Below are 10,743 nucleotides of genomic sequence, written 5' to 3'. Positions count from 1 at the left end.
TGGCGTGTGATCTGGTTGTTCTTGGGACGGGGCCATCAGCTCCGGGCGAGCACAACTCGCTATGACAAGCGAGGCTATGTGTTCCTCGGCACAAGTACCGCGGCGTCCGTCATCACCGGGCTTCGAACGTGATCGACCGGACAGGCCGTAGCAGTCGCCTGGTCCCTGAGTGGTACTCATCCCTGAATCTTCCTCAGGGATCACGGCCCCAACTGGCCCTAGCTTTACGGACTATGTTGAGAAGCCATCCGGAGATGGGCACTCCTGATATGCCCCCACCTGCGAGAGCAGGCTATCTGTGCCTTGCCCCAGGCACCGTCCTGAGCATCACCGAGGCCGGGCGCTTCACCGTCTCCCTGAAACTGCGCGAGGAGCCGGCGGAATGTGTCGAGGTACCGCTTGTCATGACGGCGGACGACGCTCAGCGGCTGTATGAACAGCTTGGCCGACTTCTGACTCCCTAGTGAGCCGGTGATGCTGCGGGATCTCCCAACACAGCGTCACCGACCCCCCGGGTATGCCGGGCACAGCCCGCGCCCGCCTCGACCCCGCGCCGCTAACTGATCGCACACCTCGGTTCCCCAACTGCTGCGGGCGGCGCGCTGTCTCCAGGTCCCACCAGAAACTTCCTCCCGGTCGTAATGGAGGCACCCTCATGCCGCTCAGCCTTTCTCCGTGTCTACACCCCCGGCTTTCGGCCCCGGGTCATGGTCGTGGCGTCGAGTGCTCGTACAGGCGTACCACGCTGCCCGGCAGTCCGATCAGCGCGGACGATGCACGCCGTCCGGGGCAGATACGACGGATCATGCGGGCATCGCTGCGGGCCTGGGGCCTGGAAGGGCTGGCTGGTGCGGCGGAGCTGGTGACGTCCGAGCTGGTGACGAACGCCTTCGTTCACGGCCGGGGCCCGGAGGTTCGTCTGCGGCTGCTGTGGACGGCGCCGGGTGTTGTGCGGGTGGAGGTGTCCGGTGGGGAGCCGGTGGTACTGCCGTCGCCTCGAACGGACGAGGGCGGGTTGGCGGAGCGCGGGCGCGGCTTGGCCCTAGTGGACGCGTGCTCGGATCGCTGGGGGCTGACGGACGACGAGTGCGGCGTCTGGTTCGAGCTGGTGTTGAAGGAGGGCACGGCATGACAGGGCCGGAGTCCGTGGCGGAGCGCACGCTCCGTGTGCCGCCGTACGCTCCCCACCCGTTGCCGCTGCGGGCGTTACCGCTGGTGGAGCCGTCGGCGATGGTGTGGGTGTCGCGGAGCCTGGCAGAGCTGCGCCGCGAGCTGGAGGCGGCTCTCACCCCGCGGTGTGTGCCTGTGGGCGGGCTGTTCGATGTGGTGATCACCGCTGGTGGTGTCGGGGGGCGGCGGGCGGTCGAGGAGTTGGACCGGGCGCATCCGCGTGGGTGCGGGGACCATCCGCAGGTCTGTGGGCCGGTGGTCGCGCAGGCGGGGAGGCCCTGGCTGTACTGGCTGGTCCCGCCGGGGACGGCCCGGTCCTGGACACATGCCTACGGGAGGTGTCTGGGGCCGCCGGAGACGGTATGGCTACCTCCCTCCCTGCATCGCCGTCCGGAGCACGGTCTGTACTGGGTCAGACCGCCCGTACGACCGGATCTGCTGGTCGGCCCCGGGATGCTCCGCCGGGCCCTGGACCTGCACCAGTCGTCCCCACCACCCGCGCTCCCGGTACCCGCCCTGTACGCGGCGGCCTGACCGTCCCGCGTACGCATCCAGCCTTCTCCGCCGGATCACCGGCTCCGTTCCCCCCGGCCGTGACAACCCGGCGGAGGGAACCCCTGTGCCACCCTCACCCGTAAGGACAGCTCCGTGGACCGTCATACCTCCCCAACGCCGTCGGTGTTCCGGCCGTCCGGTCCCATTCCGCCCGCCGGGCGTCCGGTGACTGGTCTGATCTGCGAAGGCCGGTCCTTCTTACCCGCCCCCGCCGTCCAGGCCCGTCACGATGCGGCGGTCGGCAGGCTCACGGCGAGGCTGATGGTCCTTGCCCTGGTCGGCGGGGGTCTCCTCGCCGTTCTGCTCTGGACCGTGGCGATGGTCTTGCGGGTCTCCTAGACCGGGGCTGTCCCCGCGTGCCTCCCTCCCTCGCTGCGGGGACACCCCCTTTCATCTCCTCCCTGTTCGTTCCGGGGCCGCATCCCCTGTCCAGCCCCGGGCCCGCATGGGAGGACAGGCACCCCACCTTCCCGGGCCACCACCACACCCAAACCAACCCACCTATCGAGAGGATCGCTGTGTCTACGCCCCTCAGGGCCCCGACCGTGGAGCCCTGGATCGTCCCCGGCAGCCGGGAAACCGCGCTGCCCTTTCCCCTGCGCGTCCGCCGGGGCCGTCTGGAGTACGCGGACGAGACGTCCGCCGACCGGACACCGTCCGGAGTGCTGCTCCACCGAGGTCTGCGGAGCCTGCCGGAGGGCCGGCGGGGTCGGCCCCGCTACCAGCTGGTGCACCCCGCCCGTCAACGGGCGGCGATGCTGGACAACCTGTGCCAGATCTGCGGCGGCCCGGCCAGCGTGGTTCCGGAGCTCGGAGGGACCCTCTTCCTCCTCATCGGGCACGACACCCGCGCCGAGGGCGCGATCACCCTGCGCCCCCCGCTGTGCGCGGGGCGGCGATGTGCGCGCGCCGCCGTAGAGGAGTGCCACGAGATCCAGCGCCGGGGGCACACGGCGGTGCGGGTCCGGTCGCCGCTCGTCTACGGCTACAGCGGCCGGATCCACGCACCGGGCCCGTTCGGCCGCCCGGTGTACCGGGGAGAGGATCTGACCCTGCCCCCGGGACACGCCAGGAGCCGGTGGCTCCTGGCCGCGACGGTCGCCGTCCGGCTCCAGGACTGCACCCCGGTGGACCTGGCGGCCGAGCGGAGGGCCGCCTGATGACAACCGCCATACCGGCCCCGGGCCCGGAGTTCCCCCGACGGCATCCGGCCGACCGTGTCCCGATCGCCGGGACGGCCGCCCTGGTCACCGGCATCATCCTCCGCTCGGCCCGCCGCGACCGGGAGTTACCGCTGCGGGACGCCGCCACCGCCGCGGGCATCCAGGCCAAGGCCCTGGCCGAGATGGAGGCCGGGATACCGGCGCCGGTCCACCTGACCCTGCCCCTGATCCTTCCCCGCCTGCTCGGCCTGTACGGGACACCGCGCGCGGACCTGCATCTGCCCGCGCTGCTGGAACTCCTCGACCAGCCCCACGGGACAACCCTGCTCGACGCTGCCCCCGGCTGGTACGAACGCCTGACCTGGTGCGAGAGCGAGGCCCAGCACCTCACGGTCTACAGCGCGACCACGCTGCCCCACCCCGTCCACACACCCGAGTACTCACGTATCTGGTGGCAGGGGCAGATCGTCCGGGACGCCCCACCGCCGGACGTCGTGGACGCCCGTCGACGACGAGCCGAAGCGGACGACGACTGTTCGCTGAGCCTGCTCCTGGAGGAGCCGGTCCTGTGGCGGCACCCGCGCGCCGCCCGCGCCACCATGGCCGCCCAGCTCGGCCACCTCACCATCCTCCGCACGGTCGATGTCCGGATCGTGTCCCTCGGCATACGCGCCTTCCCCGCCGGCATCCTCACCGCCCTCAGCCTCGGCAACAGCCGCTACCTGTGCGCGGAAGAGACCAGCATGGGAATCGTCTACTCGACCGGACGGGCCGCCGCCCACCGCGACGACATCCTCACCGCCGTCACCCGCGAAGCCAGAAGCGAGCAGCTCAGCGCCAGCCTCCTGCGCAGCGCCGCACTCTCCCTCTCCGGGCCCGATCAGCCCGTCACCAGGGTCTTCCCCCGCCCGTCCACCGCCGAAGGCTGCTTCCTGTGACCGTGATGAACGGCCGCCCGATCCCGGGCCGCCCCGGCATCCGCCGCGCCTACCGTGATGCCCTCGGGCTGATCGCGGTCGCCGCCGGGCCGACTCTCTACCGCTCGGCGACGATCTTCGCCGACACACTCGGCTTCGCTGTCCCGCAGCCCGCCGCGGAACTCGTGGGCCACCTGGTGTCCCTGGCCGCGACCCTGGCCGGCGGGCGGTGGCTCCTGCACCTGATCGAGGTCCGCCTCCACGGGAATGGCCGGAGGCAGTTCCGGCTGCAACTCACCGCCACGGCCGTGGCAGTCGCCGACGGCATCGACATCGCCATCGGCGTCTACGGCGGCGACAGCACGCGGTTGCCAGCCATGGTTCTGGCCGTTTGGCTGGCCTGGGAGGTCATCCGGGCCCGGGGGATCAGCACCGACGAGTTCGAGACCCCGCTCGGCCGGGTGCCCTGGTGGACCCCGTCCTGGCTCGTCGCCGCCGTCGCCCTGGCCGCCTTCATCGCCACCGGTCGGCTCTCCACCGGCCTGCACGGGTATGGGCCCACCACCTCCGGCAGCCAGCTCGCCATCCTCAGCATCGACAACCCGATGATCCTCGCCAGCCGCATCGCCTGGACATCCATGATCGAGGAACTGGTGGTCACAGCGGCGGTGATCACACTGCTGCGGCAGGCCCGGCGGCCCGTATGGGAGTGGACCCTCCTCGTGGTAGGCGTTCGGGTGCTCGGTCACGCCTATCTCGGCACCCCGGCCCTGGCCCAGATCCTCATCGGCCTCGTCGCCGTACTGCTGTACGTCCGCTGCCGGGGTTTGGCCCCCCTGATCGTCGTCCACTTCCTGTACGACCTGGAGCCGACCGTCCCGATATCCGCGCTCGCCGCGATCCTCGCCATGGCGATCCACACCATCTACCAGACCGTCACCACCCCGGCACCGGACACCGGCGACAACACCGGCACGGGCTCAACTCCCTCCTCACGCAAGATCCGGAGCCTGCGATGACCCCCGTCCTGCCCCTGGCCCTGTCCCTGTTCAAGAGCCTTACGTCGCCTGCGGTGACCGACGGAGTGCCGGGTCGCTACGACCCCGTCCGGCAGCTCGTCGTCCTGCCCGACGGCACCCCCGATGTCGTCCGGCGCCCGCAGGCGCGCACCATGTCGATCACCTCCACCGGAGGAACCGACACGGACAACCCCGCCCGCGTCGCGCCTGTCGGGAGCTGGGAGGACCGACTGTGCTGACCGGCGGCTCCACGCGGACCGAGCGCCAGGGCCCGGTCTGCGTGATCACCACCGACACCGACACCACCACGGACCGGCTTGTCCTCGCCCTGGACACCCTGGGCACACCGCTGATCCGTTTCGATCTCGCGGACTTCCCCCGCCGGATCGCGCTGGACGCCCACTTCCGGGACGGCCGGATCACCGGCAGCCTCACCGCCCGGGGCCGGACCACCGACCTGGAGACCGTCCGCGCGATCCTGTGGTGGCACCCCGGCAGCCCTCAGATCAACAACCCCCGCCTCACCCCCGAGGCGCGCCGATGGGGCACCGGGGAAGCGGTCGCAGGGCTGGCCGGGACCCTCGCCGCGCTGGACTGCCTCCATGTCAACCACCCGTTGCACACTCGGGCGGCGCAGCTCAAGCCGGATGTTCTCGTACGGGCGGCTGCCTGCGGGCTCGCCGTCCCGGGCACCTGGATCGGCAACAGCCCCCGCGCGGCGTTCCGGTTCGCGGTGGCCGCGCCCGCGGGAGCCGTCGCCAAGTCCATTACCGTGCCGGTGATCAACGGGCCGGACGGCGCCCCGGACCGGCGGTACGGTGTCTTCTTCACCCGCCGGGTCGAGGCCACCGCACTGGACAGCCGGATCGGCGCCGGAGCCCATCAGCTCCAGCATCGGATCGACAAGGCGTACGAGATACGCGCGGTCGTCGTCGGGAGTGAGGTGTTCGCGGCCCGGATCGACGCCCACTCCGCAGCAGCCCGTGATGACTTCCGCGCCGACTACGACAGCCTCACCTACCGGCGAACCACCGTCCCCCACGACGTACGCACCGGGGTTCTGCGGCTGCTGCGCCACTACGGCCTGTCCTACGCAGCGCTCGATCTCCTTGTGGACCACGACGGCAAACACTGGCTCGTCGACGTGAATCCCGCAGGCCAATACGACTGGCTCCAGGGCGACCCACCCGGCTTGGCCGTCACCGCCGCGCTCGCACAGCTCCTCACCGCTGGGTTCCGGAGCCCGGGGCGGGGACGTACTTGACCTGGGTGAGAAGGGCCCGGCCGTATCGGTGGGTTGGTAGACCACCGATACGGCCGGGCTCCGGCAGACATCGGTCCTGCTCCCGAGCAGCACTTCTCCTACCCTGCGACGTGGTGGCCTTCTGGCGGGCCATCAGTCACTGGTTGGCGGGAAAGGCGGTGGCCAGCCGTTCACGGAAGTCGCGGATCGCTGGAACCGACTCGTGGGTGCGCATGCGGCGGGCAAGGTCGTGGAGCGGGCCGGCGGTGCGGTGGGAGCTGATCGCCTCGGTGAGGTCCAGGGCCTTTTCTGCGGTGGCGCACGCGGTCTCGGCCTCTCCCTGGCGCCACTGGGCTTCCGCCCTGCGCGACAGGAAGAGCGCCTGGGTACGAGCGCGGTCCGCCGGGAAGAGGGCAGCGGCATCGGCGTAGGTGCGTTCCGCGCGATCGGGATGTCCCATGTCGAGGTGGGTGGAGGCCAGGGCACCGAGGTGCTCACTCCGGTCGAACCAGTAGATCCATTCGGGGTCCTCTTCGTGCCCCCTGGCATCCAGCAACTCGGCGGAACGATCGAGGTCTGCGTACGCCAACGGGTCGTTCTGCCGGGCCCGGGCACGGGCCCGGCGGGAGAGCAGCATGGCTTCGACGCGGGGTGTGGTGCGGCCTCGTGCGGCGGAGAGTGCGGCGGCGGTCATGGCCTCGGCGTCCGCCGGGCGGCCGGTGCCGCTGGCGGCGATGGACCAGAACGCGAGGATGTGTGCGCCGAGTGCAGGGTCGGATGCCGCGTGGGCCGAGTGGAGCGCGGTCTTGAATGTTCCGTCCGCGCAGGTGTCGTGGAGGTCGAAGATCGCCCAGGCGTGCATGCGGGTGAGATCGGCTGCCGCTCCGTAGAGGCGGGCGCCGTGGGCGTCGCTGTAGCCGCGGTCTTTCAGCAGTCGGATGGTCATCTGAAGGCTGAGGGCCGTCTCGGACAGGACCTGGCCGCCGCCGTCGATGTCGTCCGCATGGCGAAGGCGGCGGACACGGTCCTCGATGTGGGCCACGGCGGTTTCCCCCAGGCGTCTGTCATGGACGATCTGCCCGGCGGCGACGGGGTCGGCAGTGAGCCAGGACCAGAGCGAGGCGGTGAGTGCCCCGCCGGTCAGCTGGACGAAGTGGCGTCGGTGCAGTTCCACGGTGACTTCCCTCCAGGACACTTCGTCCAGGGCCTGGAGGGCTCCAGACGCGTCCCAACGGTGCGGGGTGGGTTGCAGGAGCGGGTCCAGGGCCAGCCATCCTGGCCACGGGTACCGGCCGACGGCGTCGGCGGTGATGCCCAGCAGCTCGGCGATGACGTGCTGGGTCACCTCGTCCGGTGTGCGATTCGTCATCCACCGGTATACGCCGTCTTTTCCAGTACCCAGATGTATGCCGTGTTTCTCCGATAACACACGGATTTGGCGAGCGAACTCGATCGGCTTCCAACCCCGGGCAGCAAGAGCCCGCGTCAGCAGGTGCATCAGGCGAGCGCCTCCCCAGGGAGAAGTGGGCGAAGTGCCTAATGCACCGACGGTAGCGGCACCTTCGGTCTGTGCGGAACACCGGTCGTGGGTGCTCATGGGTGCTCATGGCCGCACCACCAGAGCACCTGTCCCGGATCTGTCCGCAGGGGTCGTGCTGCCCGATGGTGTGTGCACAGCCCGCCGCACCGCCCGGTCGTACACCGGGAGTTCCGGGTGCGGCCGGACCGCCCAGGAGGTACCGATGGAGAAGCAGGAAGCCCCTGTTCAGCGCTATGAGCCGCCGGTGATGTTCGAGGCCGGAACGGTCACCGGAGCCACCCTCGGCTCGAACAAGAAGGAAGGCGTGGACGACACCGAGTACTGGCACTGACCGGCACCGGTGACCGTCTGACGCGGTGACGGGGGAACTGAATGTCCGCGCCCGGGGCCGCCGGAACACCGGCGGCCCCGGGCGCTCCCTTCTCTATCGGAGTTCAACGAGCGAAAGGAGTCCGGCGCGATGGCTCGCTTCGTCACCGGGGTGTTCGCGGATGCTTCCTGTCCCAGCGTCCCCGGTACTCGACCCGTCGGCGGGCGCCCCGTCCTGGACCAGCCGCGAGCACGGGCTTGGGCGGTCGGTCACACCGTCGCGGAAATGCGCACGGTACCCGGGACACAGGGGTGGAACGCCGAATTGGTCACGGTGGGCATCTGCCTGGCCACCCCTGCCGAACGCCGGGCCGCGCTGACGGCGGCCTGCACGGGGAACCACGGGCCCATGTCCCGTCTGCCGGGGTCGTACCTGGCGCTGCTGTGGCTGGACGGGGTGCTGACGGTGGCGGGGGACCGGGCCGGGGTCGTGCCCGTCTACTGGGCCCGGCACGGTGACGCGATCTGGTGGTCCACCGTCGCCGCGCCACTGGCGGCCCTGACCGGCACCGATCCCCGTCTGCCGGTCCTGCTGGCCGATCTCACGCTGGCAGGCGTGGACATCGCCCATGACCAGGCGCGCTACGAGAGCGTACGACGGGTTCCGCCCGGCCATGCCCTGATCCTGCGCCCCGGCGGTGATCCCGCCGTCCACCGTCTGCCCGTACCGCCACCGCTCACCCCGGACGAGGGCGCCCGACAGCTTCGGAGCGCGCTCGGCACGGCGGTCGGCCGGCGCTCGGACATGTACGGGACGCTCACCACCGACCTGTCGGGCGGCATCGACAGCAGTTCGGTGACCTGTCTGGCCGCCGCCCGCCGTCCCGTGCTGTCCGTGACCTACACCGACGCCCGGCTCGCCGAAGAAGACGATGTCCACTACGCGCGCCGCCTCGCCGCAGAGAACGTGGGCATCTCCCACCAGATCATCGACGCCCGGCGAGCAGGGGTGCGGCAGTTCGACGGCCTGGGTGATTCCGGCGCGCTCCCGGTCACCGATATTCCGTCGCTCTCCCTCGGGTGGCTCGCGGTCAAGGACGCGCAGATGGCACCCGTCGCCGCCCACGGGTCCCAGGCTCATCTGACCGGGCGAGGCGGAGACAACGTGCTGACCGCCGCCGACAGCCGCTACGTCGATCAGTTCCTCGACGGGCACCGGCTCGCCGCACTGCGCGGCGCCACCGCTCACGCCCGCGCTCACCATGTCGCCCCGTGGAAGGTCTGGCGGCAGCTCGGCCGTACCGCGCACACCTCCTACCCGCGTGCCCTGGAGAGCCTGGCCACCACGGTCTCCGGCCCGGAGCCGCTCGTGATGTGGCGTGCCGCCCGGTGGGAGGACCTGGCCTGGTGCTCGTTGACCACCGCCGCCGAGTGGCTGACCCCGGAGGGCCGCCGTGTCGTGGCCGAACTGATCGAAGCCCGCACCCGGACGGCCGACCCCTCGGTCACCCCAGGCGCCCTCCATGACCGGCTCGACCTGGAGTTCATGGCCGGAAGCCACGCCATGTACGACTCGATCGCCCGGCAGCGGTGGAACATCCCGGTCCACGCCCCGTTCCTCGACACGACGGTGATCGACGCCTGCCACGCGGTCCCCGCCCATCAGCGGGTGCGGGAGGGCATCTACAAGCCGCTGGCGCGGGAGGCGCTGGCCGGACTGGTGCCGGACTTCCTGCTGCACCGGCAGACGAAGACGGCGTTCACCACCAGCCTGTACGACGGGCTGGCCGCCAACGCCTCCGTCCTCCGGAAGATCGTCTCCACCTCGTCCCTGGCGCAGGCAGGGCTGATCGACGCCCACCGGGTCGAGGTCGCTCTCACCGGCGCGGTCGCCGGGGCCCCCGCGCCCCTGGCCGCCCTCCACGCCCTGATCGTCACCGAGCTGTGGCTCACCAGCCTCCAGCGGCAGACCGCCCGCGCCACCTGGTGGCAGCCCGCAACCGAACGGAGCCCGATATGACCAGGAGCAGGACGCCACAGGTCCACACCGCACTCCTGCCCGGCGGCAGCGCGGCCGTGATGGACATCCGCAAGGGCCGGGGCCGATGGCGGCACCTCAACGCCTCGGCGGCCCACCTCTGGCGTGATGTCACCGAAGGCATGCCCCTCGACCGCGCGGTGGAACGGCTCGCGGTGCGGCTGGAGGCCCAAGGGGCCGAGCCCACCACCCTATGGGCCGACCTCGATGCCCTCACCGGCCAGCTCGCCGAAACCGGCCTGCTCACCGCCGACACAGCACCCCCGCTCCCGCCCGAGAACCGCACCATCCGCACGCCCCTCCCACCGGGCACGCCGCTGACCGGGGCCGACCGCAGTGCCGGGTTCCTGGGGCTGCTCACGGCCCTCACCCTGCTGCGCTGCTCCCCCTTCCGCACGACGGTCGGCACGGCCCGCGCCCTGGGACACCTTGGACGCACACCGGCTACCGCCGACCAGACCGACCGCCTCTTCCACGCGGTCCGCCACTTCGCCCGGCTCTGGCCCGGCAGAGCGGCGTGCCTTGAGGAATCGCTCGCCGTGTACCTCGCCGCCGCGCTCCGAGGGCTCCAAGTCACCTGGGTCCTCGGCGCGCGCACGGCGCCGGCTGCCGCGCACGCGTGGGTCGAAGCCGAGGGTGAGGTGATCGGACAGGACCCGGCCGACCGCACCTGGCCCTACGTACCCGCGCTGAAGGTCTCATCCGAGCGGCCGGTTCCCGGCGTGAACGCCCGAACATGAATTCGCCACCCGTCGCCACCCCTCACGCGCGTGACCACCCAAACGAGTG

The 10,743-nt window shown here is 71.1% G+C and carries 11 protein-coding genes; 10 read left to right on the top strand and 1 reads right to left on the bottom strand.

Annotation, left to right across the window (positions count from 1 at the left end; all coding sequences use genetic code 11):
- Window positions 1–745: 745 nt before the first annotated feature.
- From ABT354_RS36420 to ABT354_RS36390, 7 genes are all read left to right on the top strand, one after another.
- Complete coding sequence (locus tag ABT354_RS36420) at window positions 746–1,132, top strand: ATP-binding protein (protein WP_351502022.1); 387 nt, start codon at window positions 746–748, stop codon at window positions 1,130–1,132.
- Entirely contained in the window at window positions 1,129–1,704 is a 576-nt protein-coding gene (locus ABT354_RS36415) for a hypothetical protein (RefSeq protein ID WP_351502018.1), read from the top strand. The genes ABT354_RS36420 and ABT354_RS36415 overlap by 4 nt, the downstream gene beginning before the upstream one ends.
- Window positions 1,705–2,243: 539 nt before the next feature.
- Complete coding sequence (locus ABT354_RS36410) at window positions 2,244–2,885, top strand: hypothetical protein (protein WP_351502016.1); 642 nt, start codon at window positions 2,244–2,246, stop codon at window positions 2,883–2,885.
- Window positions 2,885–3,826 (top strand): Scr1 family TA system antitoxin-like transcriptional regulator, encoded by a 942-nt coding sequence (locus ABT354_RS36405; protein WP_351502014.1) that lies wholly within the window; start codon window positions 2,885–2,887, stop codon window positions 3,824–3,826. The genes ABT354_RS36410 and ABT354_RS36405 overlap by 1 nt, the downstream gene beginning before the upstream one ends.
- 5 nt (window positions 3,827–3,831) lie before the next feature.
- Window positions 3,832–4,824: a CPBP family glutamic-type intramembrane protease gene (locus tag ABT354_RS36400; protein ID WP_351502020.1), complete on the top strand. Its 993-nt coding sequence runs from the start codon at window positions 3,832–3,834 to the stop codon at window positions 4,822–4,824.
- A complete protein-coding gene (gene tgmA, locus ABT354_RS36395) occupies window positions 4,821–5,063 on the top strand; it encodes a putative ATP-grasp-modified RiPP (protein ID WP_351502012.1) in 243 nt (80 codons plus the stop codon). The genes ABT354_RS36400 and tgmA overlap by 4 nt, the downstream gene beginning before the upstream one ends.
- Complete coding sequence (locus tag ABT354_RS36390; RefSeq protein WP_351502010.1) at window positions 5,057–6,088, top strand: MvdC/MvdD family ATP grasp protein; 1,032 nt, start codon at window positions 5,057–5,059, stop codon at window positions 6,086–6,088. The genes tgmA and ABT354_RS36390 overlap by 7 nt, the downstream gene beginning before the upstream one ends.
- A gap of 136 nt (window positions 6,089–6,224) precedes the next feature.
- Here the strand turns inward: ABT354_RS36390 and ABT354_RS36385 are convergent, their stop codons facing one another.
- The gene (locus tag ABT354_RS36385) at window positions 6,225–7,565 is read right to left on the bottom strand and encodes a tetratricopeptide repeat protein (protein WP_502983571.1); all 1,341 of its coding nucleotides are present in this window, start codon (window positions 7,563–7,565) and stop codon (window positions 6,225–6,227) included.
- Window positions 7,566–7,809: 244 nt separating this feature from the next.
- Here ABT354_RS36385 and ABT354_RS36380 point away from each other — a divergent pair, with 244 nt between their 5' ends.
- The 3 genes from ABT354_RS36380 to ABT354_RS36370 all read left to right on the top strand — a co-directional run bounded on the left by ABT354_RS36380 (window position 7,810) and on the right by ABT354_RS36370 (window position 10,694).
- Window positions 7,810–7,938: a hypothetical protein gene (locus ABT354_RS36380; RefSeq protein ID WP_351502006.1), complete on the top strand. Its 129-nt coding sequence runs from the start codon at window positions 7,810–7,812 to the stop codon at window positions 7,936–7,938.
- 264 nt (window positions 7,939–8,202) lie between these two features.
- Window positions 8,203–9,936, top strand: a complete 1,734-nt coding sequence (locus ABT354_RS36375) for an asparagine synthase-related protein (RefSeq protein ID WP_351502004.1) — start codon at window positions 8,203–8,205, stop codon at window positions 9,934–9,936.
- Window positions 9,933–10,694: a lasso peptide biosynthesis B2 protein gene (locus ABT354_RS36370; RefSeq protein ID WP_351502002.1), complete on the top strand. Its 762-nt coding sequence runs from the start codon at window positions 9,933–9,935 to the stop codon at window positions 10,692–10,694. Before ABT354_RS36375 ends, ABT354_RS36370 begins: the two co-directional genes overlap by 4 nt.
- Window positions 10,695–10,743: the final 49 nt, after the last annotated feature.

It is taken from the genome of Streptomyces sp. NPDC000594 (assembly GCF_040299965.1).
In the GTDB taxonomy this organism is placed as follows: domain Bacteria; phylum Actinomycetota; class Actinomycetes; order Streptomycetales; family Streptomycetaceae; genus Streptomyces.
Note: the sequence above shows the minus strand (reverse complement) of the source record. Positions and strands in the feature narration are given on the sequence as shown.

Excerpts from the sequence above, each read along its gene's own strand:
- ABT354_RS36400 (WP_351502020.1), top strand. The coding sequence starts at position 3,832 with ATGAACGGCCGCCCGATCCCGGGCCGCCCCGGCATCCGCCGCGCCTAC.
- ABT354_RS36375 (WP_351502004.1), top strand. The coding sequence starts at position 8,203 with ATGCGCACGGTACCCGGGACACAGGGGTGGAACGCCGAATTGGTCACG.
- ABT354_RS36415 (WP_351502018.1), top strand. The coding sequence starts at position 1,129 with ATGACAGGGCCGGAGTCCGTGGCGGAGCGCACGCTCCGTGTGCCGCCG.
- ABT354_RS36380 (WP_351502006.1), top strand. The coding sequence starts at position 7,810 with ATGGAGAAGCAGGAAGCCCCTGTTCAGCGCTATGAGCCGCCGGTGATG.
- tgmA (WP_351502012.1), top strand. The coding sequence starts at position 4,821 with ATGACCCCCGTCCTGCCCCTGGCCCTGTCCCTGTTCAAGAGCCTTACG.
- ABT354_RS36370 (WP_351502002.1), top strand. The coding sequence starts at position 9,933 with ATGACCAGGAGCAGGACGCCACAGGTCCACACCGCACTCCTGCCCGGC.
- ABT354_RS36385 (WP_502983571.1), bottom strand. The coding sequence starts at position 7,565 with ATGCACCTGCTGACGCGGGCTCTTGCTGCCCGGGGTTGGAAGCCGATC.
- ABT354_RS36405 (WP_351502014.1), top strand. The coding sequence starts at position 2,885 with ATGACAACCGCCATACCGGCCCCGGGCCCGGAGTTCCCCCGACGGCAT.